16 protein-coding genes are annotated in these 23,884 nt (G+C 66.7%); 10 read left to right on the top strand and 6 right to left on the bottom strand.

The window, feature by feature from the left end:
• Positions 1-179: 179 nt before the first annotated feature.
• Genes EDF56_RS10305 through EDF56_RS10290 form a run of 4 tightly spaced genes read left to right on the top strand, consistent with a single transcriptional unit; the run spans position 180 to position 4,967 of the window.
• The gene (locus tag EDF56_RS10305) at positions 180-893 is read left to right on the top strand and encodes a carbon monoxide dehydrogenase subunit G (RefSeq protein ID WP_132386963.1); all 714 of its coding nucleotides are present in this window, start codon (positions 180-182) and stop codon (positions 891-893) included.
• Entirely contained in the window at positions 890-1,759 is an 870-nt protein-coding gene (locus EDF56_RS10300) for a xanthine dehydrogenase family protein subunit M (RefSeq protein WP_132386961.1), read from the top strand. Before EDF56_RS10305 ends, EDF56_RS10300 begins: the two co-directional genes overlap by 4 nt.
• On the top strand, positions 1,756-2,247 hold the full coding sequence (locus EDF56_RS10295; protein ID WP_132386959.1) for a (2Fe-2S)-binding protein: 492 nt from the start codon (positions 1,756-1,758) through the stop codon (positions 2,245-2,247). Before EDF56_RS10300 ends, EDF56_RS10295 begins: the two co-directional genes overlap by 4 nt.
• The gene (locus EDF56_RS10290) at positions 2,244-4,967 is read left to right on the top strand and encodes a xanthine dehydrogenase family protein molybdopterin-binding subunit (RefSeq protein WP_132386957.1); all 2,724 of its coding nucleotides are present in this window, start codon (positions 2,244-2,246) and stop codon (positions 4,965-4,967) included. Before EDF56_RS10295 ends, EDF56_RS10290 begins: the two co-directional genes overlap by 4 nt.
• Positions 4,968-5,194: 227 nt before the next feature.
• Here EDF56_RS10290 and EDF56_RS10285 read toward each other — a convergent pair whose 3' ends face one another.
• From EDF56_RS10285 to EDF56_RS10265, 5 genes are all read right to left on the bottom strand, one after another.
• Positions 5,195-6,013: a ferredoxin--NADP reductase gene (locus tag EDF56_RS10285; RefSeq protein WP_132386955.1), complete on the bottom strand. Its 819-nt coding sequence runs from the start codon at positions 6,011-6,013 to the stop codon at positions 5,195-5,197.
• A 781-nt stretch (positions 6,014-6,794) separates the two neighbouring features.
• Positions 6,795-7,760, bottom strand: a complete 966-nt coding sequence (gene corA, locus EDF56_RS10280) for a magnesium/cobalt transporter CorA (protein ID WP_132386953.1) — start codon at positions 7,758-7,760, stop codon at positions 6,795-6,797.
• Between the two features lie 474 nt (positions 7,761-8,234).
• The gene (mprF, locus tag EDF56_RS10275; protein ID WP_243652528.1) at positions 8,235-10,817 is read right to left on the bottom strand and encodes a bifunctional lysylphosphatidylglycerol flippase/synthetase MprF; all 2,583 of its coding nucleotides are present in this window, start codon (positions 10,815-10,817) and stop codon (positions 8,235-8,237) included.
• Positions 10,814-11,245, bottom strand: a complete 432-nt coding sequence (locus EDF56_RS10270; RefSeq protein WP_132386949.1) for a DUF2147 domain-containing protein — start codon at positions 11,243-11,245, stop codon at positions 10,814-10,816. The genes mprF and EDF56_RS10270 overlap by 4 nt, the downstream gene beginning before the upstream one ends.
• Positions 11,242-12,054: an AcvB/VirJ family lysyl-phosphatidylglycerol hydrolase gene (locus tag EDF56_RS10265; RefSeq protein WP_165912167.1), complete on the bottom strand. Its 813-nt coding sequence runs from the start codon at positions 12,052-12,054 to the stop codon at positions 11,242-11,244. Before EDF56_RS10265 ends, EDF56_RS10270 begins: the two co-directional genes overlap by 4 nt.
• A gap of 61 nt (positions 12,055-12,115) precedes the next feature.
• On the opposite strand from EDF56_RS10265, the gene EDF56_RS10260 reads away from it, so the two are divergent.
• From EDF56_RS10260 to EDF56_RS10250, 3 genes are read left to right on the top strand one after another with little or no spacing between them, the layout of a single operon-like run.
• On the top strand, positions 12,116-12,709 hold the full coding sequence (locus EDF56_RS10260) for a PDZ domain-containing protein (protein WP_165912166.1): 594 nt from the start codon (positions 12,116-12,118) through the stop codon (positions 12,707-12,709).
• Between the two features lie 44 nt (positions 12,710-12,753).
• Positions 12,754-13,440, top strand: coding sequence for a response regulator transcription factor (locus tag EDF56_RS10255; protein ID WP_132386943.1), 687 nt, complete (start codon positions 12,754-12,756; stop codon positions 13,438-13,440).
• Positions 13,437-14,810, top strand: a complete 1,374-nt coding sequence (locus EDF56_RS10250; RefSeq protein WP_132386941.1) for a HAMP domain-containing sensor histidine kinase — start codon at positions 13,437-13,439, stop codon at positions 14,808-14,810. Before EDF56_RS10255 ends, EDF56_RS10250 begins: the two co-directional genes overlap by 4 nt.
• A gap of 426 nt (positions 14,811-15,236) precedes the next feature.
• Here EDF56_RS10250 and EDF56_RS10245 read toward each other — a convergent pair whose 3' ends face one another.
• Positions 15,237-18,623: a glycosyltransferase gene (locus EDF56_RS10245; RefSeq protein ID WP_132386939.1), complete on the bottom strand. Its 3,387-nt coding sequence runs from the start codon at positions 18,621-18,623 to the stop codon at positions 15,237-15,239.
• 705 nt (positions 18,624-19,328) lie between these two features.
• Between EDF56_RS10245 and EDF56_RS10240 the strand changes: the two genes are divergently transcribed.
• From EDF56_RS10240 to EDF56_RS10230, 3 genes are all read left to right on the top strand, one after another.
• The gene (locus tag EDF56_RS10240) at positions 19,329-21,599 is read left to right on the top strand and encodes a S9 family peptidase (protein WP_243652527.1); all 2,271 of its coding nucleotides are present in this window, start codon (positions 19,329-19,331) and stop codon (positions 21,597-21,599) included.
• Between the two features lie 159 nt (positions 21,600-21,758).
• Positions 21,759-23,339 carry a toll/interleukin-1 receptor domain-containing protein gene (locus tag EDF56_RS10235; protein ID WP_132386937.1) on the top strand — a complete coding sequence of 527 codons (1,581 nt, stop codon included), beginning with the start codon at positions 21,759-21,761 and terminating at the stop codon, positions 23,337-23,339.
• A 20-nt stretch (positions 23,340-23,359) separates the two neighbouring features.
• Positions 23,360-23,860, top strand: a complete 501-nt coding sequence (locus tag EDF56_RS10230; RefSeq protein ID WP_132386935.1) for a nucleotide synthetase — start codon at positions 23,360-23,362, stop codon at positions 23,858-23,860.
• Positions 23,861-23,884: the final 24 nt, after the last annotated feature.

The raw sequence follows: 23,884 nt of genomic DNA, 5'->3' as shown, positions 1-23,884 counted from the left end.
TTGCGGGGCTTTGCGGGCAGAGTGGTAATCGCAGCGCAGCATCGCCGCCAGCGCCGGGACCTTTCATCGCCCCGGGGAATAAGATACAGTACCGCTCATAAGTCTTGCGAAAGACAATCGGATCGCGTTCAATCCGCCACCGGATAAGACGGCGAACAAGCGGACGGGGAGAGCGCGGGATGCAGATGACGGGCGAGCAACGGGTCGCGGCGCCGCGCCGGAAGGTGTGGGAGGCGCTGAACGATCCGGCGATTCTCGCCCGGAGCATTCCGGGCTGTCAGTCGCTGGAACGGGACGGGGAGAACCGTTTCGTGGCAGCGGCGGAAGTGAAGATCGGCCCCATCGGCGCGCGGTTCAAGGGCGCGGTGGAACTGTCCGATCTGGACGCGCCGAACGGTTACACGATCACCGGGTCGGGCAACGGGGGCGTTGCCGGCACGGCGAAGGGGGGAGCGAAAGTAAGGCTGAGCGACACGGCGGACGGGGGAACGCTGGTCGCTTACGAGGTCGATGCCGAAGTGGGCGGGCGCATGGCGCAGCTCGGCGGCCCGATCATCGATGCCACGGCGAAGAATCTTGCTGGCAAGTTCTTCGCGAAGTTCGGGGAGGTCGTTGCGGGGGGCAACGTACCCGCCGAACCCGGGGTGACGGCACCTGCCGCAGCGGTCGGGGGACCTGCGGCCGGTGCCGTCCCTTTGGCGCCATCCATGGTGATGGCGACGACGGCGGCGGGCGGGATCTGGGGCTGGACAGCGGCGCTGGTCATGGCCGTTCTGGCCGGTTTCCTGCTTGGCTCGGCGCACATGCAGGTGGAAATGCTGGTGGTGCTGGTGCTGCTGATCGTCACTGCCGCCGCCGGCTTCGAGGCGGGCCGCCGCGGAGCACGGCGATGAAGCCCGCACCTTTCGACTATGAACGCCCCTCCAGCATAGAGGAGGCCTGCCGCATCCTCTCCGAAGCGGGCGGAGGAGCCACCGTGATCGCGGGTGGGCAGACGCTGATGCCGCTGCTCAACTTGCGGATGAGCCAGCCCTTCATTCTTGTCGACATCGGCCGGATCGCGGCCTTGCAGGGCGTCACCCGCGTGGAGGGCGGCACGCGCGTCGGCCCGATGACGCGGCAGGCCGATGCCTTGGCCGATCCCGTGCTGGCGGCGCATCTGCCGGCGATGGTCACGGCGCTCGGCCATGTCGGCCATCACCAGACGCGTAACCGAGGGACTGTGGGTGGCTCCATAGCGCTGGGCGAACCGGCGGCGGAAATGCCCGCTACGGCGGTGGCACTGGGGGCCCGGCTGGAGATTACCTCGACTCGCGGCACCCGCGTTGTCGATGCCGCCGACTTCTACATCGGCCCCTACATGACCGCGTTGGAGCCGGACGAACTGCTCACGGGGATCATCTATCCCGACTGGCCGGAGGGGCATGTGGTGCTGTTCCGCGAAGTCGCGCAGCGGCCGGGCGACTTCGCGCTGGTCGGCATGGTCGGCGCGGCGGTGGTCGAGGGCGATACGTTGACCCGTGTGGGTCTCGCATGGTTCGGCATGGGCCCGACGCCGGTGCGGATGCGGCAGGCGGAGGCAGCGCTGACCGGCGCCTCGCTCTCCGCGCTCGATCCGCGTGCCATGGCCGAACTCGCCGTGGCGGACACCGCGCCGTTCGACGATCACCACGCCAGCGCCGAATATCGCCGCACCGTCGGCCGCCGCATTTTCGCGCGGACCTTGCGCGAGGCACTGCAATTGAGGGAGGCGGCATGAGCGAGCACGCCATAGCATTGACGCTCAACGGCCAGCGCCGCGACGCGGTGGTGGAGGCGCGCACCAGCCTTGCCGATTACCTGCGGCTCGATGCGGGGTGCACCGGCGTCCACCTCGGCTGCGAGCACGGCGTCTGCGGTGCCTGCACAGTGATGGTGGACGGGCGCGCGGTGCGATCCTGCCTGATGCTGGCGGTTCAGGCGGACGGCAGCACCGTGACCACGGTGGAAGGCCTCGCCGCGCCGGACGGCACGTTCCACCCCGTCCAGCAGGCCATGCGGGAGGCGCACGGGCTGCAATGCGGGTTCTGCACGCCCGGCGTGCTGATGACTTTCGCCGCGCTCACCGGCGGGGAAGCGAAAGCGAGCGAGGACTCGCTGGTTTCCGCGATGAGCGGCCACATCTGCCGCTGCACTGGCTATCAGGGCATCCGCCGGGCCGCCAAGGCGCTGGCCGAGGGCACTGTCGGCGCGGGAGGCGCCGAATGAACGCCCCCAATTCCAACCTCGGCGCCACCCGCTGGATCGGCAAGCGCGTTCCCCGCAAGGAAGACCCGCGCCTGCTGACCGGGCGCGGCCAGTTCGTCGATGACGTGACGCTGCCGGGGATGCTGCATGTCGCTTTCGCGCGCAGTCCGATCGCGCGTGGGCGGATCGTCTCGATAGACACGCAAGTCGCGCGTGAGTTGCCCGGCGTCCATGCCGTGCTGACCATGGCGGACCTTGCCGCGCGGCCGATCAAGCTGCTCTCGTTCTTCTTTACCGAGGCGGAAGTCCCGATCACGCCGCTGGCGGATGGCCATGTGTCCTACGCGGGTGAGCCGGTGGTGCTGGTCGCCGCCGAAACCCGCGCACAGGCGGAAGACGCGGCCTCGTTGGTGGAGATCGAGTACGAGGAACTCGATCCGGTCGTCACCATTGCGCAGGCCAAGGTGGCGGCACCGATCCATCCCGGCGTGGACAGCAATGTCGCGGCCGAAATCGGTGACGAGGAGGTCGAGGACGAACTGGAGGACAAGCTTGCCGGATCGGCGCTGCGCCTCAGCCACCGGATCGTCCACCAGCGCATCTCGCAATCGCCGATGGAAACGCGCGGAGTGCTGGCCTCGCGCGACGGGCCGGAGGAACTGACGCTCAGGATCACGTGCCAGAGCCCGCATCTGGTCGCGCGCTGGGTCAGCCTTGCACTCGGCTTGCCGGATACCGCGATCCGGGTGATCGCCAAGGACGTGGGCGGTTCTTTCGGCCTCAAGAACCACCCGTGGAAGGAAGAGAGCGCGGTGATCGTCGCTGCGCTGCTCATGGGCAAGCCGCTCAAGTGGATCGAGGACCGGTACGAGGCGCTGACCGCTTCCAATCAGGCGCGCGAGGCGGAAATGACCTTGCAGGCCGGGTTCGACGCGCAAGGGCGGCTGACCGGATCGCACGGGATCTATGACTGCAACAACGGCGCCTTCCCGCAGGGGGCGGACAGCAATATCGCCGTGCACATGTTCGTCTGGGCGGCCTATCGCGTGCCCGCCTATGCCTTCGTTTCGCGCGGGTGGTACACCAATACCAACGGGCTTGCCGCCTATCGCGGGCCCTGGGCGATGGAATCGCTGGTGCGCGAGACCATGCTGGACCGGGCGGCGCGGCAACTCGGCATCGATCCGATCGAGATCCGGCGGCGCAATCTGGTCTACCTGAAGGACCAGCCCATGGTCACCTCGATGGGCATTCCGCTGGACGACATCACGCCCGGCGAATGCCTCGAAAAGCTGCTCGATCATTTCGACATGGCGGCATTCCGGCGCGAACAGGCGGCAGCGCGGGCTGAGGGGCGCTATCTGGGCGTCGGGATCGCTTCCTATGTCGAGCCGACCGGCTCGGCCGGGTCTATGGCGCCGATGACGGGCGAACTGGCGCAAGTGCGGATCGAGCCGACCGGCAAGGTCACCGCCACGCTCTCCACTCATTCGCAGGGCCACGGCACCGCGACGACGATGGCCCAGTGCATCGCCGACCGCCTGGGCGTGCGCTATGAGGACGTGACCGTGTTCGAGGGCGACTCCACACGCGGCGGTTTCAGTCCCGGTGCGGCGGGCAGCCGGCAGGGCGTGATTGCCGGGGGCGCGGCGATCCGTTGTTCGGAAATGCTGGCGGACAAGGTACGCACTCTGGCTGCGCACTTGCTCAATGCCAGCGTGGAAAGCGTGGTGATCGACGAGGGCACGGTGCGCGTGGAAGGCGCGCCGGAGATGGCCCGCCCGCTCGCGGAGATTGCCGCGATTGCCTATGGCGAGCCGGACCGTTTGCCGCCCGGTTTCGAAAGTGGGCTGGAAATGCAGTTCCGCTATCAGCCGCCACCGATGACCTTCACCAGCGCCACGCATCTGGCCGTGGTGGAAGTGGATGCGGAGACCGGCTTCGTGAAGATCCTGCGCTGGATCTCCTCGGAGGATTGCGGGACGGTGATCAATCCTGCCGTGGTCGAAGGGCAGATTTCGGGCGGTCTGGCACAGGCCATCGGCATGGTCCTGCTGGAAGAGATGCCCTACGACGCGCGCGGCAATCCGCAGGCGGCGACGTTCAAGGACTACATGCTGCCATCGATCAGCGACGTGCCGACATTCGAATTCGTCCATGCCAACACGCCGTCCAAGTCCATCGGCGGCATGCGCGGCGTGGGGGAGGGCGGGGCGATCATCGGGCCGCCGACTTTGGTGAACGCCATTGCCGACGCGCTCACGCCCTTCGGCGAACTGGGCGATGTGGTGTTGCCGCTAACGCCCGCGCGCATTCTCGACGTGATCGAGCAGCGCGACGTTTCCGGCTTCTACGCGCCGGAGCCGGTGAAGGTTGAGGCGGCGGTTGCGGAGCCAGTCGCAGCGGCACCGGAGCCGGTGGCGGAAGCACCTGCCGTGCCTTCGGCCGGGCCGGAAGGCGACTGGAACATGGTGCTGAAGACGCCGATGGGGCCGCAGGCGATGGTGGCGCACTTCGATATCGAGGGCACGGCACTCAGCGGCTACCTCTCCGCGCCGGAGGGGCGTCAGGATTTCGCCGGGGGCACGGTGGAGGGCAACCGGCTGCGCTTCGATCTGAAGGTCGAGAAGCCGATGAAGATCACGCTGAAGTACGATCTGGAGATCGGCGGGGATAGCATCACCGGCAAGTGTAAAATGGGCATGTTCGGCTCGGCCAAGGTAACCGGCGAGCGGGCTTAGCGCTCGGGTATTCCAACCAAGCACGCCCACCCAAGTCCCCGTCGCCCCCGCGAAGGCGGGGGCCCCGCTTTCTTCTGCAACCTCTCGTATGCCGCAAGAAAAGCGGGATCCCCGCCTTCGCGGGGATGACGGGGATTTGGGGGCGGAATGTAGGACTCGCGCCATAGCGGCAAAGAAAAAGGGGCGCATCGCTGCGCCCCTTTTCCGTATTCCGTCGGTCGATCCGATCAGTCGACGAACGCGCGTTCGATCACGAAGTCGCCCGGCTTGTTGTTCGAACCTTCCTCGAAGCCCGCGGCTTCAAGGCTGTGCTCGAACTCGCGGATCATCGCCATCGAGCCGCAGAGCATGATGCGGTCGGTCTCGGGATCGAGCTTGGCGGGGCCGCGAAGCTGCGGGATGAACAGGCGGCCGTCCTCGATCAGGTTGCCGATGCGGCCCTGCGTGTGGAAGTCCTCACGCGTGACGGTCGGCAGGTAGTGGAACTGCAGCAGCGCTTCGTCGGCGATCAGCGGATCGTCGGCCAGCTGGCTTTCCAGTTCGGTGCGGAACGCCAGATCGCTGACGCGGCGGACCGAGTGGACCAGCAGGATCTGCTCGAAACGCTCATAGATGTCCGGATCGCGCGCGAGGCTGAGGAACGGCGCGAGGCCGGTGCCGGTCGAGAACAGGAACAGGCGCTTGCCCGGGCGCAGCGCGTCGGCGACGAGCGTGCCCACCGGCTTGCGGCCGAGGTAGATCTGGTCGCCCGGCTGGATCTGCTGCAGGCGCGAGGTCAGCGGGCCGTCCGGCACCTTGATCGAAAGGAATTCCAGTTCCTCGGCATAGGCCGGGCTGGCGATCGAATAGGCGCGCAGCAGCGGCTTGCCGTTGTCACCCGGCAGGCCGATCATGATGAACTCGCCCGAGCGGAAGCGGAAGGTCGAGGGGCGGGTGATCTTGAAGCTGAAGAGGTGGTCGTTCCAGTGATGGACCGACAGCACTTCCTCAACCGTCAATGCGCCGGTGGGGGTCAGGGTCGCCGTATCGGCGGCGCTATCGCTCATTACTATCGAATCCTTCGGAAAAAATGCTGTGTCCGGGAAATACTGTCGGCGGCGGTGTCTTCTTGGGGCGTTTAACCCTGTATTACAGGGCATGAAGTCGCCGCGCAGACCGTGATCTGGTCCGCAGGCCGAACAGGATCGCCTCGTCCTCGCCAATGATGCGCCCATTCATCGGCGTGAGTCGAAACCGTTCGCGCGAATGACCTGTCATACGCGGCAAGGCAAGGCGAAAATGGGCGGGCGAGGCGGCGGGGCGCTTGCGCGGAACCCTCGGCAAAGCGCCGATGGTCAGGCTGGTGGGGGCAGTCAAGGTGCGGGCATGCGTGACGACAGGCGCAAAACGCCTGCATCTGCGCGGGTTTGGCGCCCTCGGCCCGGCGACTGCATGCATGACTCACTCCTTGGCGAAACTCGTTATAGCTAATGATAACCAGTTGCAATAATGGAGCGAGGATTTCTAACAGGCGGCCAAGCAGGGGTTTTGCGGAGCGAAGGGGGCGGAAGGAGGTAAATTTTCGGCCATTCCGTTTCGGCCATTTCGTTTCGGAGTGCCCCCAGCCTTCGTCATTGCGAGCATAGCGAAGCAATCCAGAGGTGTGCCAAGCGGCTCTGGATTGCTTCGCTACGCTCGCAATGACGAAAAGGGGGACGTTGACGATCAGAGGGTTTTTCAGGGACGAGGCGAAGGAATGTGGGTCGGATGCCCGGAACCTCGTTCAGGTCCGGGCGTTTCTTATACGTGTCCCCCGATGGCTCTGGGTGCCCGGCAATTTGCCGGTGCCTAGAGCCATTTCGTATGGCGGAACCACGCATAGAGCATGCTGCACAGCAGCAGGATCGCGCCCAGCACGCCGTAGTAACCGTAGCGGAAGTGCAGCTCGGGCATGAATTCGAAATTCATGCCGTAGATCCCGGCAATCGCGGTCGGCACGGCGAGAATCGCGGCCCAGGCGGCAAGCTGGCGGGTGATCTCGCTCTGCCTCTGCGATTCCAGCAGGTGGCTGACTTCGAACACCGACGTCAGCACTTCGCGCAAGTTTGCCACCATCGATTCCACGCGGCGCACATGGTCCAGCACGTCGCTGAAATAGGGCTTCACTGCGGCGTCGAGGAACGGCATGTCGAGGTGGACGAGCTTGCTGCACACTTCGCCCATCGGGCCGAGCACGCGCTGGAAGCGGATCAGTTCGCGGCGCAATCCGAACAGGCGCATGACCTGCTCGCGGTCGAGGAAGGCGTCGAGCGCCTGCTGTTCGATCTCCAGCACTTCTTCCTCGATGGTCTCGACGATCGGCAGGTAGCCATCGACAATGAAGTCGAGAATGGCGTGGAGCACATAGTCCACGCCGTGCGATAGCAGCGTCGGCGCCGCTTCAAGCTGGGCCCGCAGCTCGGTATGCGCGCGTGCAGAGCCGTGGCGGACCGAGATCACGTGATGCTTGCCGACGAACAGCGAGGTTTCGCCGTAAGCGATGGCATCGTTCAGCAGGTGGGCGGTGCGGGCGACGACGAAAAGCTGGTCGCCGTAGACGTCCACTTTGGGCAACTGGTGCGCCTTGAGCGCGTCTTCCACGGCGAGCGGGTGCAGGCCGTACGTCTTCTGCACGGAGCGCAGTTCGGCCTCGGTCGGCTCGTAGAGGCCGATCCAGACGAAGTCCCCCTCCTGCCGCATCGGTGGGCAGCTTTCGAGTGATACGGGCTCGGCGGGGCGGCCCTTGTGGTAGAGTTGGGCGGCAATGACGGTCATTCTTGGTCCCGAAACAAGGGATTGGGGCGCGACTTTAGCGGCAGGTCGCGGCATGCGACAACCGCTTGTGCGCGGGGCGGGGTGGAGAAGGCTATGGCGTCCGGGGCGGTGCGAGCGTCCCTCCAATTTCGGTCAGGCTGGATCCCGCTTCTGTTGCGCGGGATGAGAAGTTGCAAGGAAGCGGGGCCCCCGCCTTCGCGGGGGCGACGTGGGTTTTTTGGGGGTCTGCGTAGCGGATTTGATGTTCTGCGCTGCTGTTGAGGCGATTCTTCGCGCCGCTGAATTTCCATGAGCCACCCCTTCAATCCCGCTCAGGCTGAGCTTGTCGAAGCCCCTGCTGCGGGGCGGGAGGCCTCCATCCTTCGACAGGCTCAGGATGAGCGGAGTGGGGGAAAGGAACTGCACCTGCTAATCTGGGGCGTTATCTGTTGGCGATGAGCGGGCTGGCGGGACTCAGCAGTATCGAATACCCGCTCACGAAGCCGAGCGCCGTTGCGATCCGCGCAGGCGTGCCGCGCCGCGGCTGTCGCCGATCAGGGCCTGAAGGTCCAGTAGCGCGCGGCCCCGGGCGATGCCGCCGGGGCTGGCGATGAAGCGCGGCTCCCACACGGGAGCGAACTTTTCCTTGTAGTTCCGCAGCCCCTCGAAGCCGTAGAACGCGGCGCCGTGGCGGAACAGCATGCCCGCCGCGCGTGCCCAGGTTGGCGCCAGCCTCCGTGCCTCGATGCCGGACAGCGGCGCGAGGCCGAGGTTGAACCAGCTATAGCCCTCCTGTCGCCCCCACAGCATCAGGCGCGTGAACAGGAAGTCCATGCAGCCATAGGGCACTTCGGCGCGGTGGCGCATGAGGTCCACCGAAAGCTCCTCGCGCCCGGCGGTCTTCCAGAGATTGGCGAACGCCACGATTACGCCTTCACGCCGCACCACCGCCACGTCGCAGCGGGCGATATAGGCCTCGTCGAAACGGCCGACGCTGAAGGACTTCTCGCGCTGGCCCTTGGCGTGAAGCCACTCGTCCGAGACCGCGCGCAGCTCGGCCATGATCGCGGGCACGCGCGCGGCGGGGACGATGGCGAATTCCGCGCCTTCGCGCTCCACCCGGCGCATGGCGTGGCGCAGCGGCCGCGCGGTGGGTCCGTCGAGGCTGAAGTGGGCAAGGTCCACTCGTGCTTCCTCGCCGTATTTCATGAGCTGGAGCCCCATGTCGATGGCGATGGGCAGCACGTCCGGCGTCACCTGATAGAGCAGCACGCGGCCCTGATTGGCGTCGGCGCGCTCGCGCAGGCGCCACAGCAGGTCTGGCCAGTCGGCCTTCTCGCCCACCGGATCGCCCATGACGATCCATGAATGGCCGCGCACCTGGTACATCAGCAGGCTGCGGCTGTGGGGGCCCGCCAGAAACAGCTTGTCGCCGGTCAGTGCCAGCATCGATTCCGAGCGGGTGGCGTGGAGCAGCGCTGCGTCGACATCGACTGCTGCCTCATCGGGAAGGGCCCAGTGGTGCGAGGGGCGCAGCAGCGCGAGCACCACGAAGGCGCCGGTTGCCACGGCCGTCGCGAAACTGGCCCGCATATAGCGCGAGGCATCGCCCGACCACGCGAACTTCCACCAGAGACTGCCGCGATAGGCGGGGAAAGTCTGGGTGAAGTAGCCGATGACGATCACCAGCGTGATCGTCGCCACTATCGCGAGCACCCAGTTGACGCTCATCACATCGGTGGTGAGCGCGGTGCGGCGCCAGAAGCCCTTGCGCGCCAGTTGCAGCACGCCGGCGACCGCCAGCAGGGTCAGCGCTTCCTCATAGTCGAGCCCCTTCGCGAGCGAGAATACCGCGCCGGCCAGCAGCAGCGCGCGGGTCAGCAGGAACGCGGCGTCAAGGCGGCGATAGAGTGCGGGGGCAAGGATCAGCAGCAGCGTGCCGACAAGGCTGGCGGCGATCTGCGAGGCTTCGACGAAGGGCAGCGGCACCACGCCGCGAATGGCCGCCATGCGCTCGGGCAGGGCGGGCGTCGCGCCTGAAAGCAGCAGTACGCCGCCGCCGAGGAATACGACCAGTGCGATGACGCGGGGGGCCAGCGCGGTAATCATGGTCTCGCCCGCTTTCAGGGCAAGGCCCGCCGGGCGTTTCCAGCGCGCATGCTCGTGGCGCAGCAGCAGTGCGAGCGCCAGCGCCAATGGCACGAGGTAATAGACGATGCGGTAGACCAGCAGCGCGGCCAGCAGCGCGCCCGCCGGAACTTGCGGGCAGAGCGCCACCACGGTCGCCTCGAACACGCCGAGTCCGCCCGGCACGTGGCTCACCAGCGCGACGACGATCGCCAGCACATAGGCCAGCAGCAGCGGGGCATAGAGCGCCGGGGCGGCATCGGGCAGCAGCACGAAAAGCGCGGCGCAGGCGGCGCCGATGTCGGCCAGTGCCACTACGGTCATGCGGGCCATGCCACCGGGGCCGGGAAGGTGCCAGCGCTTGCCGGTCAGCGCGGCCACGGCCAGCACGACAAGCAGCACCGCGCCGGTGGTGTGCTGTGCGGTCAGCGGCAGGACTCGGCCCGAAACCACCAGCGGCAGGTGATGGACCAGCAGGGCCAGTGCCGCAGAGGCGAGCACGCCCGCCCAGAATGTCACCCCGGCAATGGCGGTGACGCGCGCGACATCGCCGGTGGTGAGGCCTTTCGCGCCGTAAACGCGCAGGCGCGCGGCGGCGCCGGTTATGATCCCGAAGCCAAGGTTGTGGCTCAGCGTATAGCTCGTGAACGATGCGAGCGCGGCGCTCCGCCACGGCAGCGGCCGCCCGATCGCGCGCAGGGCCATCACGTCGTAGATGGTGAGCAGCAGGTAACTTGCCGCCGTGAAGCCGAACGCCAGCGCCAGCCGCCAAACCGGCAGCGCCCGGGCGTCACGCAGCACGGCGTGGAAATGGAACGTCGCCGCCATGTGACGCAGGCTGAGCCCGGCGAGGATCAGCACCAAAGCCGCCAGCGCCAGTTGCGCAGGAACCGCCAGCCTTTCGGCCAGCGGTTTCAGGTGCGCGAGGCGTCTGTGCAGCGGTGTCGTCACGGTCGTCGGGTCCATATCTGCGACTTGCAGAGCAGGCCGTGGAGGATGCAGCCACTGATCTTCAGGTGGCCGGGATCGGGCTGGTGAATACGCGAGAAGAATGTCGCGCCCATGTCGGGCACGAAGACTTCGCCCTGCCAGGTTCCTGCGCCTTCGCGGTGGTAGCCCTGAAGCAACTGGGTGCCGACAAGGTGCTGCACGCCGGCATCGGATGCGTCGGCCAGAGCCTGCCCGCCGACCCACGTGACCGTGCCGCACAGCAGCGAACCGCAAGGCGCGACGGAGACTTCGACGTCGCCCGCCGGATTGAGCCAGTGTCCGTAGGGACTCACGCCCAGCGGCTGGGCAATCGTGGGCACTGCGCCCGCGGGCGCCACGGCGGCAAGGACGATACCAAGGAAGAGAGGGCCAAGCAGGCGGCGAATCATGGGGCATGCTCCGGGAAGGCGGTGTGGAAATGGCCGGCAAGGGCGTCGCGGATCGCCATGAACAGCCGGTCGGCATTGTGTTCGAGATAGTGGTCGCCGGGCAGGGCGACTTGCGTAAGGCGCGGCAGGTGCAGCAGCGGGCAGAGGCTGTCCGGCTCCTCGCGGCCGCGAATGCAGACCACGGGCACCCAGTCGAGCGCGCGGGCGCTGACGATGGCCATGGCGTCGGGCGTGGTGCGGTCCAGCCATTCGAGCGGGGAGACGCGCAGGAACACCGTGCGCGTCGGCACTGTCAGCACCACCAGCGAGACGTGGCGGCGCAAGTCCGCCGGCAGACCTTGCAGCCCGACATGGACCATGTCCGCGCCGAACGATTGGCCGAGCACGACCACCTTGTCGACATGGCCAAGCGCCATGGCGCGGCGAATCGCCTCGCCCAGCAGGGCGGAGACATCGGCGGGCGTGCGGCGCACGCGGAAATAATTGAGCGAATTGACCGAAACCGTGGCGACGCCATGTTCGGCCAACAGACCGGCCACTGGTGCGCCCATTCCGGCGCGTGGGCCCAGGTCGCCCGACACCAGCACGGCGGCATAGCCTTTGCCTGTACTGGTTTCGGCCCCATTCCCGACGGCCCGCGCCGGGATTTCCCGGAACGGGCTGGCGTCGAAGGCGCCGTACCATGTCAGGATCGCAGCCACCCCGAGTGCCGCCGCAACGAGGACGGCGATCAGGACGACGGCTACTCTGCGACCCCAGATTCTGGCCGCGTTTTTGGCCTCACCTTGGGGAAAACCACGGCTTGTCATCCTGCCTGCATGCGCGCGCGCGGATTGCCGCAGGGTGGAGCGAACATGGAATTTCCTTAATGTGACAATCGCGGCCGGGACTGCGATGATCATGGGCAAGGGTGTGCTGGAAGCCGCCGGCCATGCGTGCCGGGGGCGTGGATTATGCCGCCTGATGACCGACGCCGACCAAGCCTCTGACCCTGCGCGCGCCGCGCGTCGCCGTTTCCGGCGTGACCCCGAGGCGAAGAATCGCATCCTCGACCTGCTGCCGATGCTGGGCGCGCTGTTGGCGGTGACCGGTGCGCTGACCTGGGGCGATCTCTGGGCGCAGCGACATTTCGGCCTGATCGACCGGGGCGCCGCTACCTTTCACAATGCTGTCCGGCCCGAACCCTGGCGCCGGGTTCTCGATTTTACCGCAGACCGCCTGCCCGGCGCCCGCCAGGGGCTGGTGGTGACGTCCGTACGCTCCAACGGCTATGCCGAGCATGCGGGCCTTGCGGTGGGCGACCGCATCGCCCGAGCCGACGGCCGCGAGCCCGGTTCGCTCCAGTCGCTGGCCGAGGAGTTGTCTCTGCGCGGCCAGCGTCCTATGCATCTGGATGTGGTGCACCAGGGCGAAGTCCGCCGGATCGAGCTTGCCGGTGAACCGCAGCGACCCCGAACGCCATGACGTGTCCGGGGGGTGACATGCAGGCGGAGGCGGAAAAGCAAGGGATGGGGCACAAGCTGCTGGTCGTCGAAGATGACGAGGCTACCGCCACTTACGTCATCAAGGGCTTCGCCGAGGAAGGCTTCGTGGTCGACCGGGCGGACAACGGGCGCGATGCGCTGTTCCTTGCCAGCGACGGCAGCTATGACGCCATCGTGCTGGACCGCATGATCCCACAGATGGACGGCATGTCGGTACTGGGCGCCTTGCGCGCGGGCAAGATCGAGACGCCGGTGATCGTGCTGTCGGCGCTGGGATCGACGGACGACCGCGTTGCCGGGCTCACTTCGGGCGCGGACGACTACCTTGCCAAGCCTTTCGCCTTTGCCGAACTGCTCGCCCGCGTGCGCCTGCTGGTGAAGCGCGGCGTCAGTCAGCCCGCGGTCGAAACGCGGCTGACGTGCGGCGATCTCGAAATGGACCTGCTGGCGCGCAAGGTGCGGCGCGGGACCCGCACCATCGACCTGCAGCCGCGCGAATTCCGCCTGCTCGAATATTTCCTGCGCCATGTCGACGAAGTGGTGACGCGCACCATGCTGCTGGAGGCGGTGTGGGACTATCACTTCGATCCCGGTACCAATGTGATCGATGTCCACGTCAGCCGCCTGCGCCGCAAGCTTGACGAGGATGGAGCGGAGCCCTTGCTCCACACTGTGCGCGGGGCGGGATACCGGCTGGGCCTTTCCGCTTGAAGCTGCGCGTCCGGCGGCTGCTGCGGTCCACCTCGTTCCGGCTGTTCGTGCCGGTCGTGATTTTCCAGCTCGTCGCCACCGGCGGGGTGCTGGCGTTCGTGTGGATTTCCAGCCAGCAGAGCGCGCGCGACGATCAGCGCGCCATCGTCGAGGACTTGCGCGACGATCTGGTCGCGATCTACGCCGATGGCGGCACCGCCGCGCTGCGTACCACGATCGAGACCCGGCTGCGCAACGAAGGCAAACGCGCGCCGGTCATGCTGCTGGCCGGGCCGGACGGGCAGCGGCTGGCGGGCAATCTTGCCGCGCTGCCGCCCCAGTCCGGTCGGGGTAGCGATACGTTCGAAACCGAACTCTATCGTGACGACGATCCTCAGCCCGAACAGATGGTGCTGGCCGAACAGCGCTTTCCCGATGGCTCGACCTTGCTGGCGGGCACCGGCATCGGCCGCGACCTCAGGCTCCAGCACAGTTTCGAGCAGGCGCTGCTTGCGGCCATTTTCCTGGCCCTGCCGCTGGCGATGCTGGTGGCCGCGCTGACCTCGCGGCTGGTCGGCCGCCGTGTCCACGACATGGCGCAGACCGCGCACCACGTGGCCAGCGGCGCGCTCGACGCGCGCGTGGCGCTCGACGGTTCGGGCGATGCTTTCGACGAGCTGGCGGGCGAGATCAACGTCATGCTGGCGCGCATCGAGACGCTGGTGGGCGAACTGCGCGTGGTGGCGGAGGGGCTGGCGCACGACTTGCGCTCCCCGGTGACGCGGCTGCGCGCGGCGCTGGAACAGGCCGCGATCGAGGCGCGCGATCCGGCGGCGGAAGCGGCAATGAACCGCGCGCTGGCGGAAGCCGATGCGCTGACCCGGATCCTCAACACCGCGCTCCAGATCGGCCGCGCCGAAGCCGGTATCGGCCGCGAGCGCTTCGAACAGACCGCACTGGCGCCGTTCCTCGAAGACCTTGCCGCGCTTTACGAGCCTTACGCCGAGGACGAGGGCTTCGTACTCCGCGCCGAGGCGCCGGATGGGCTGGCCGTGTTGCTCCACCGCGAACTCATGGGACAGGCGCTGGGCAATCTGGTGGACAATGCGGTGAAATACGCGCGGGGAGGGCACTGGATCACGCTGTTCGCGCGGCGGCATGACGGGCGCGTGGTGCTGGGCGTGCGCGATGATGGGCAGGGCATTCCCGAAGCCCAGCGCGAGGCGGCCTTGCAGCGCTTCGGAAGGCTCGACCCCACGCGCGCGGTTGCCGGGTCGGGGCTGGGTCTTGCGCTGGTTGAGGCGGTGGCCAAGCTGCACGACGGCCGCGTGGAACTCGCCGACGCGCCGGGGCAGGGGCTGGAAGTGCGGTTAATACTCGGCGCGGGGTGAGCCGCTATTCTACCAGCCCTACCCAGTCCCCGCTCAGGCTGAGCCTGTCGAAGCCCCTGGAGAGCGGGGCGCGAGGCCTCCATCCTTCGACAAGCTCAGGATGAGCGGTGTGTAGGAGGCGGGCTCGGGGGGCTCCCCGTCACGCGGAAGCGCGGAAGAGTAGAGATACCCGCCGCTCTCCTCCGTAATACCCGTCATCCTGAACTTGTTTCAGGATCCATCTTGTCGCCTGCGCTGTGCTTTGATCGGCAATCTGCAATCGCCGCACCATTTGCGCCAGCTTTCGGGATAGGTCGCGAAATGGATCCTGAAATAAGTTCAGGATGACGAAGACCTGACGCCTGGAATCTATGGTCGCCCCGGAAAAGCCAACGGCGCCCCCGCTTTCGCGAGGGCGCCGCATTGAGCCACAGACAGAGCGTCAATTCACCCCGCCGTTTCGAGTTCCGGCTCGGCTTCCGGCGTCTCGCGGCCGATCGACTTCGGCGCGGTTCCCGCGGGTCCGGCGCTGACGCGGCCGGTGCGTTCCAGCTTGCCCCAGCCAATGCCGATCCCGGCCATCGCCGCGCTCACCGCGCGGATAACCACGCTGTACATCAGCTGGCGGTAGATGAAGCGCTGGGCCAGCAGCAGCAGCGGGCGGAAGCGCTCCTTCCTCGAGTCCAGGCGATAGGCCACCCAGCCACAGGCAAGGTCGATCATCGTGAAGCCCAGCCAGTAGATGCCCATGCGCAGCACGTCGGTCTGCGTCTGGGCCCAGCCATGCTGCGAGATGCGCAGCGCGGTGCCGCCGATCGAGATCAGCAGGGCAAGGTCGATCGCGGGCGAGATCACTGCGAACACGATCTGGAACAGCCAGGCCTGCGGCATGCCGATGAAAGCCAGACCAGACGGGCGGCCCTTGCGCAGGGTGCCGCGATGCTTCCACAGGCACTGGAGCGTACCGAACGACCAGCGGAAGCGCTGCTTGGACAGGGCCTTGAAGCTTTCCGGCGCCTCGGTCCAGGCCACGGCCTCTTCGTCGTAGGCAACCTTCCAGCCCTTGCGCTGGATGGCGATGGTCAGGTCCTGATCCTCGGCCAGCGTGTCCTCGGGGTAGCCGCCGACATCGTCCAGCGCTTCGCGGCGCCATGCACCGACCGCGCCGGGCACGACCATGATCGCGTCGAGCTTGGTCAGCGCGCGGCGTTCCAGGTTCTGCGCGGTCACGTATTCCACGGCCTGCCAGCGAGTGACGAGGTTGACGCGGTTGCCCACCTTGGCATTGCCGGCAACCGCACCGATGCGCGGATCGGCGAACCAGCGGACGAGGCGCGAGATCGTCTGGGGCTCGAACTGGGTATCGGCATCGAGCGCCACGATGATCGCGCCGCGCGCTTCCTTGAGGGCGCGGTTCAGCGCGGCGGCCTTGCCGCCATTGACCAGCGTCAGCAGTTCGACGCGCGGATTGGCGGCGAATGCCTCGGCAATGATCGCGCTGGTGCGGTCCTTCGAACCGTCGTCGGCCACGATCACCTGCAAGTGGCGATAGTCGCTCTCCAGCACCCGGCGCACCGAGTCTTCGATCACGCGCTCTTCATTGTAGGCGGGCACGATGACGGTGACGAGCGGGTCGCCGGTGTCTTCGGGCGCGGCCATCGGTTCGGGGCGGCGCAGCATGGTCGCCAGCGACGCGAGGCTGACCGAGCGCAGCACGCCCAGCGAGATCGCGAAGAAGAACGTCCAGTTCAGCCCGGCCAGAATGCCCGCCAGCACGGCGAACAGGGCGACGTCGGCGCGCACGGCGGCAAGGTCAACACCATCGACCATGGGCATGACCTGATCGTGGGTGAGCCCGGCCAGAGTCGAGGTCGGCACGAACGTATAGCCGTCCTGACGCAGGCGCTGGATGATGATCGGCAGCGCTTCCACGGTCTGCGAACGGTCGCCGCCGCCGTCGTGCAGCAGGATCACGTTCTCGGAACGATCCGGATTGGCGGATTCGACCTGCTCGATGGTGCTGTCGACGATGTGCTGGACGCCGGGGCGCTGCCAGTCATCGGGATCGACGTGCAGACCGACCACGGTGTAGCCGTGCTGCTGCGCGACGACGGCAGGTTCCAGCTCGTCGGCGGTGGTCGGCTCGGCGTCTCCGAAGTAAGGCGCGCGGAACAGGCGGATCGAGCGGCCGGTGGTGGCCTCGATCAGGCGCTGGGTGGCATTCAGCTCCAGCCCGATCCCGGTCGCGGCCTCTTCGGCCATGTTCGGGTGGGTGTAGCTGTGGTTGCCGATCTCGTCACCATCGTCGGCAATGCGCTTGATGAGGTCGCGGTTGCCCAGCGCATTTTCGCCGATCATGAAGAACGTGCCGGGGACGTGGTTCTTCTCCAGGATCGAGAGGATCTTGGGCGTCCACGTCGGGTCCGGACCATCGTCGAAGGTCAGCGAGACCTGCTTGTTCAGATTGCCAGTGCGCTTCACGACATAAGGCGTGGGCAGGACCTTGTAGGTCTCCGCGGAGACCATGCCGGTGGTCTTGTCGAACATCACGTCGCGGTTGCCGTCGCGCGGGGTAGCGGTGACCGACAGGATCTCGCCCTGGCCCTCGACGTCGACGTTTGCGGCTTGCACAAGGTGCGTGAGGTTCGGCGTGGTGCCGTCGCGCCAGGACTTGACGGCGGTCCAGAAGCTCGGGTCCTCGGAGCCCAGGCGCCACAGGGCGATATCGCCCACGCCCAGGCGCGACAGGATGCGCATCTGGTTCCAGCTGGCGGCGGCATCGAGCATCCACACGTCGTGGCGGCTGCCGTCGACGTAGGAGTACCCGGCGTTGCCGCTCATCGGGTCGTACTGCGGGGTGGTGCCGCTGTCATGCGCGTCCAGCCAGGCTTCTTCGACAGTGGAGCTGTCGGCCTTGCCGTCGTGCCAGTCGTAGGCATATTCGCCCAGCGCCACGATCGCCTTGCCGCGCGGCAGGCCGGCCAGCGCGCCTTGCAGCTTCTGCACGAACCACGGGTTCGACGCGATCGGACCGGGGGTGCCGCCCTGCCAGTGTTCGTCATAGGCCATCAGCACCAGACGGTCAGCCACTTGCGCGAAAGCGCGGGTCGACCAGTCCGGGTTGTCGATCGGCATGGTGACCGAGATCAGGCGGTGCTTGGGCGTCTGCTGCGCGCGCAGTTCGGCCAGGAACTGGCGCAGGGCGGGGATGCCGTTGGTGGGAATGGTTTCGAAGTCGACCATCACGCCGGCGGCGTTGGTCTTGTCGAGATAGGCGCCGACCTGGGCTTCCAGCGCGCGGCGCTGGGCCGGGTTGGCCAGCATCGCGGCGGTCTTGGGGCCCTGCCACTCGCCGTCGAGCGTGTTCTGGAGCACCGGCACCACCAGCGGACGGTGCAGGGCGGTCGCCATGATATGGGCGAAGCGCGGATCGTCCTCCACCTTCAGCGCGCCATTGGCGTCTACCGAGAGGTTGGCGGGGGCAACCCAGTCGAGCCGGTCGATATGGCGTTCGAGCGAGGTGGCGCTGTCATCGTTCCACGGCGTGTAGAAGCCGACCGTGATCGGCTTGGCGCCCGGCGTGGGCGCCGGCGCGGCGGGGCGACCGAACAGGAACTTGCGGGCGCTGCGGGTAAGGTGGCCGATCTGCGCGCGGAATGGCAGCGGTGACGCGTGCTCATAGGCGATCGGCAGCGGCGGCGGAGCCGGCACGCTGGCGACCGTGGTCGCGAAAATGGCCGAGGCGGCAATCGCCAGCAGCATCAGGAACAGGCCCATGCGACGGACGCGAACGCGCCGATTGCCGGTGGGATCGAAAAATACAGGTGCGGCCACGGTTTCTCTCGCAAGAGCCGGGCTGCGAACTGGCGGCCCGATACAACAGAGTTCTTCGGGGGTGCGGTCCGGGATCCGGGGGCTTTGACGAGGGTGCGACTGTCAGACTGCGGATCCCGGACCGCAAGGCCCTTTTGCCTTTGTAGGCATGGATCGGCGGTGGAGGCGAGGTTACAAAAGATTCATGTGAGGGCGGTTGGCTGCGTATCTTCCGCTAGTTTGGTCGCTGTAATCGCCGGATTTTGCGGGATCCGCGTTGTGCCGGTGGATTGGTTGTCCCCGCCGGACCCGTCATTTTCATCGGCCCAATCACGCCTCCATCAGCCTCGTCATCCCCGCGAAGGCGGGGATCCCGCTTGTTCTTCTTTCAGCACGCAGAGACTCAGAGGAAACGGTGGATTGCTGCACGGTTTCTCTGCGTCTCGGCGTCTCTGCGTGAACCCAAGAAAAGCGGGGCCCCCGCCTGCGCGGGGGCGACGGAGTGTTTTGGTGAGAGGTATGCTCATCTGACTCGATCCGGGCGGATCAGGACGGCCCGGCCGGATCGGCCACATCAGCATCACGCACATCGACGGGGTGCAATTCGCCGTCAGGACCGCTATCGAGGCAGCACTACTCCCTCGGCCGCGCATCCCGCGTCCGGGGGCTCTTGCGTCGCGCCGCCGGGCTCCGGACGGTCAGGACGAAATATCGGAGAGCTACCAAGTGACCACGCGTTTGACGTTCCGGGCGGGTGTGGCCAGCCTGCTGCTGGCGACGACCGCTTTCGCCCCCACCGTCGCTTTCGCGGCCGCGCCCCAGCCCGAGCAGAGTGCCCCAAAAATGCAGAACAGCCTTACGTTCGAGCGCGTTTTCGCCAGTCCCTCGCTCGACGGCACGGCTCCGCGCGAGGTGAAGATTTCGCCGGACGGGCGCTGGCTGACCCTGCTGCGCAACCGCGCCGAAGACCGTGAGCGTTACGACCTGTGGGGCTATGACCGCCAGACCGGCCAGTGGCGGATGCTGATCGATTCGCTCAAGCTCGGCTCCAACCGTCCGCTGAGCGAGGCCGAGAAGATGCAGCGCGAACGCAAGCGCGTCGGCAGCCTCAAGGGCATCGTCAGTTATAGCTGGACCAAGGACGGCAAGGCGATTCTGGTGCCGCTCGACGGCGACCTCTGGCTGGCCACGCTGGACGGTTCGGTGCGCCGCCTGACCGATTCGCCCGAGGACGAGCTGAACGCCGCGCTCAGCCCGCGCGGCCGCTATCTTTCGTTCGTGCGCGACGGCCGCCTGTGGGTCGGCACGCTGGCCGACAATGCGCCGCGTCCGGTCACGCCCGCCGAAACCGCCAAGACCGTCCACTGGGGCGAAGCCGAGTTCGTCGCGCAGGAGGAAATGGACCGACTGACCGGCTACTGGTGGTCGCCTGAGGAAAGCCGCATCGCCGTCGAGCGCTTCGACGAGGCCCCGGTGGGCGTGGTCACCCGCGCGGCGATCGGCGCCGAGGGCACCAAGACTTTCGAACAGCGCTATCCCGCCGCCGGCACGCCCAATGCGCTGGTTTCGCTGCACCTGATGAACCCGGACGGTTCGGGGCTGGTCAAGGTGGACCTTGGCGCCGATCCCGACATCTACCTTGCCCGCGTCGACTGGGCGCCGGACGGGCGCACGCTCTACGTCCAGCGCGAGGACCGCGCGCAGACGAAGCTCGACATGCTGGCGGTCGATCCCGCGACCGGCAAGAGCCATGTGCTCTTCACCGAGAACGCCCCGAAGGGCAGCTGGCTCAACCTGTCGAGCGATTACCGCTTCCTGCGCGACGGCAGCCTGATCTGGTGGTCGGAGCGCGACGGTTTCGGCCATCTCTACCGTTTCCGGGACGGCAAGTGGACGCAGCTTACCAGCGGGAACTGGATGGTCACCGATCTGGTCGGCGTGGATGAGGCGAAAGGGCGCCTCTTCTTCACCGGCACCAAGGACGATGTGCTGGCGCCGCAAGTCTATGCGCTCGATCTGGCCAAGCCGGGCAAGCCGGAGCGGCTGACCGAGACCGGCTGGGTCAATTCCGCGCTGGGCAGCAACGACGGGACGACCTTCTTCGTCACCCGGTCCTCGCCGAACCAGCCGCCGCAGAGCTATGTGGCGGACGCGTCGGGCAAGCGGCTGGCGTGGGTCGAGGAAAACCGCGTGGAAGGCGCGCATCCTTACGCGCCCTTCATGCCCGCCCACCGTGAAACGACGTTCGGCACGGTCAAGGCCGACGACGGTTCGGACCTCCACTGGCTGATGATCACGCCCAAGATGGAGCCCGGCAAGCGCTACCCGGTGTTCTTCGAGCACTACGGCGGCCCGCACTCGCAGACCGTCACGCGCGGCTGGCTGGGCGCGCTGCCGCAGGCGATCGTGGCGAAGGGCTATATCTACTTCCGCATCGACAATCGCGGCAGCGCCAATCGCGGCGTCGCGTTCGAAAGCCAGATCCGCAACGCCATGGGCACCGTGGAAGTGGCCGACCAGCGCGCCGGGGCGCGGTACCTGAAGACCCTGCCGTTCGTCGATCCCGCCAAGATCGCGATCTATGGCTGGTCCTACGGCGGCTACATGACGCTGAAGATGCTGGAGGCCGATCCGGGGCTCTACGCGGCGGGCATCTCGGGCGCGCCGGTGACGAAGTGGGAGCTTTACGACACCAGCTATACCGAGCGCTATCTGGGCGATCCGCGCAAGCAGCCGGACGTCTACCGCGCTGCCGACGCGGTGGAGAATGCGCCCAAAATCGCCGATCCGCTGCTGCTGATCCATGGCATGGCGGACGACAACGTGGTGTTCGAGAACAGCACCGCGCTGATCGCGAAGATGCAGGCCGCGTCCACGCCGTTCGAGATGATGCTCTACCCCGGCCAGACCCATTCCGCCGTGCGCGGGACGACCGCGCGGCACGTGTGGGAGACGATCTTCGCCTTCCTCGGCCGTCACGACATCAAGCCTGACTAAAGCCATGCTGATGCCGCCCGCACGCGATTTTTCGCGCGCGGGCGGCATCGTGTCAGCGCGTTACGGTTGTTGCACCGCGACACGCTTCTGATAGGTGGTTTGTGACCCAGGACGGGACCGGGGCGGAGACAAGCTGCACGGGGGCGCAGGCACAAGGTAATGGTTAATGAAGGCATCGTCACAGCGGCGGACGCACGCAGCTATCGGGCCTTCCTGAGCTATAGCCACACCGATGAGCGCTTCGCCCGCCGCCTGCATCGCTGGCTGGAAGCCTACCGCATACCACCGCGCCTTGTCGGCACCGCCTCGCCGCGCGGGCCGGTGCCCAAGCGACTCACCCCGATCTTCCGCGACCGCGCGGAACTTCCCGCCGCCACCAGTCTTGACCGCGAGGTACGGCTGGCGCTTTCGCAATCAGCGGCGCTGTTGGTGCTGTGCTCTCCCGCCGCGCGCAAGTCGCGCTGGGTCGATGCCGAGATCGAGCTGTTTCGCGGCCTCCATCCCGACCGGCCGATCATCGCCGCGCTGGTCGATGGCGAGCCGGAGGAAAGTTTCCCGCGCGCGCTGCTCCAGCCCGATGCGAACGGGGTGGTGCATGAGCCGATCGCTGCCGATTTCCGCGGCGATTCCGACGGGCCGAAGCTGGCGCGGCTCAAGATCGTGGCGGGCCTGACCGGAGTCGCGCTCGACCAGATCATCCAGCGCGATGCCCAGCGTCAGTTGCGGCGCGTGATCGCCATCACGCTCCTTACCGTGCTGCTTACGCTATCGATGGCGCTGATGCTGATCTTCGCGGTGCGCGCGCAGATGGAAGCGCAGCGCCAGCGGCAGCAGGCAGAGGGACTGATCGAATTCATGCTGACGGACCTGAGGCAAAAGCTCGAGGGCGTCGGCCGACTCGATGTGCTTCAGACCGTGAACCAGCGGGCCCTGGCCTATTATGCCGACCAGCCGAACCTGACGGACCTGCCCGCCGATTCGCTGGACCGGCGCGCCCGCATCCTGCACGCCATGGGCGAGGACGATCAGAAGCGCGGCGATTCTGCCGGTGCGCTGGCCAAGTTCCGCGAGGCGCACCGCGTTACCGGCGCGCTGCTCGATGCCGATCCGAGGGACCCGACGCGCGTCTTCGCCCACGCCCAGAGCGAATACTGGCTCGGCTATGCCGACTACATCGTGTTCAAGTATGACGCCTCGCTGCCGCATTTTCGCGCCTATCGCGACCTTGCGCTGCGGCTTGTCGAACTTCGGCCGGACAACCGCACTTACGTTCGCGAACTTGGCTATGCCCAGGGGAACATCTGCTCGGTCGCGGTGAGCCGGAAGGGACCGAAGGATGTGCTTGCCGAATGTGGCCGGGCCTTGCAGACCATGGAGAAAGTGGGCCGCATGGCACCGGGCGATGCGAGCGTTCAGGAGGATATCGCCAACCGCCACGGCTGGCTGGCCGATGCCTTGCGCGCCGAAGGCCGCGACCGCGAGGCACTGGAGGAACGCCGCAAGCAGGCGGCGATCGTCGAGTCCCTGCTGCACGATGACCCGAAGAACGCCAGCTATCTCGAAGACTGGATGCTGGTCCGCTACTCCACCTCGCAAGTGCTTCACGCACTGGGCGAGCAGCACGAGGCCGAGGCCATGCGTGCGGAAGCCCGTCGCGATGTGGACCGGCTGAGCGCGTCGGACCCGGCGAACAACGACTGGCGCATTTGGCGGCGCAAATTCGAAAAACCTTTTGACTAAGTGACTTAAGGGGAAACAGCATGTCTACGCAGAACTATACGGAATTTGGTCTGTCGCCGTGGCTTGAGCCGGATGTGCAGGCGGAGAACTGGGGCGCCGAAGCGCCGATCTATTTTTACGTCAGCCTTAAGGCCAAGCACGACCGGATCGCGCTGAAATACCATGTGAAGGACGCACCGGAGGACCAGGACTACATCGCGATCACTACCAATTCGACCGTCCAGATCACTCTGGAGGGCGAGCAGCTGTGGTTCTCGAAGGCGTATGAGGGGATCACCACCAAGGATCCGCTGTCCTCGTACTATGGCGGCGTCGAATATGTCGACTATGACAAGAGGCTGGACCGCTACAAGTCCTTGCGCTTCAAGGCTCGCTACAATGTCGGGGGCAAGCTGGGCACCTGCCATGGCTTCAACCTCAACGTCGATCTGTTGCAGTGGGGTGACGATGGCGAGCCGAAGTGGATCAGCCTGTCCATCGATCCCGACATCAAGAACCCGCCGCCGCAGAACGGCGGCTGACGGCTAAACGATTGCGCAGGCGAC

This window comes from Novosphingobium sp. PhB165 (assembly GCF_004341845.1).
GTDB lineage: Bacteria > Pseudomonadota > Alphaproteobacteria > Sphingomonadales > Sphingomonadaceae > Novosphingobium.
The sequence above is the reverse complement of the archived record's forward strand: the minus strand, read 5'-3'. Positions and strand labels throughout refer to the sequence as shown.

Coding starts and splice junctions, on each gene's coding strand:
- EDF56_RS10265 (WP_165912167.1), bottom strand. CDS start 12,054: ATGACAAGCCGTGGTTTTCCCCAAGGTGAGGCCAAAAACGCGGCCAGA.
- EDF56_RS10305 (WP_132386963.1), top strand. CDS start 180: ATGCAGATGACGGGCGAGCAACGGGTCGCGGCGCCGCGCCGGAAGGTG.
- EDF56_RS10295 (WP_132386959.1), top strand. CDS start 1,756: ATGAGCGAGCACGCCATAGCATTGACGCTCAACGGCCAGCGCCGCGAC.
- EDF56_RS10290 (WP_132386957.1), top strand. CDS start 2,244: ATGAACGCCCCCAATTCCAACCTCGGCGCCACCCGCTGGATCGGCAAG.
- EDF56_RS10230 (WP_132386935.1), top strand. CDS start 23,360: ATGTCTACGCAGAACTATACGGAATTTGGTCTGTCGCCGTGGCTTGAG.
- EDF56_RS10300 (WP_132386961.1), top strand. CDS start 890: ATGAAGCCCGCACCTTTCGACTATGAACGCCCCTCCAGCATAGAGGAG.
- EDF56_RS10255 (WP_132386943.1), top strand. CDS start 12,754: ATGGGGCACAAGCTGCTGGTCGTCGAAGATGACGAGGCTACCGCCACT.
- EDF56_RS10270 (WP_132386949.1), bottom strand. CDS start 11,245: ATGATTCGCCGCCTGCTTGGCCCTCTCTTCCTTGGTATCGTCCTTGCC.
- EDF56_RS10285 (WP_132386955.1), bottom strand. CDS start 6,013: ATGAGCGATAGCGCCGCCGATACGGCGACCCTGACCCCCACCGGCGCA.
- EDF56_RS10235 (WP_132386937.1), top strand. CDS start 21,759: ATGGTTAATGAAGGCATCGTCACAGCGGCGGACGCACGCAGCTATCGG.
- corA (WP_132386953.1), bottom strand. CDS start 7,760: ATGACCGTCATTGCCGCCCAACTCTACCACAAGGGCCGCCCCGCCGAG.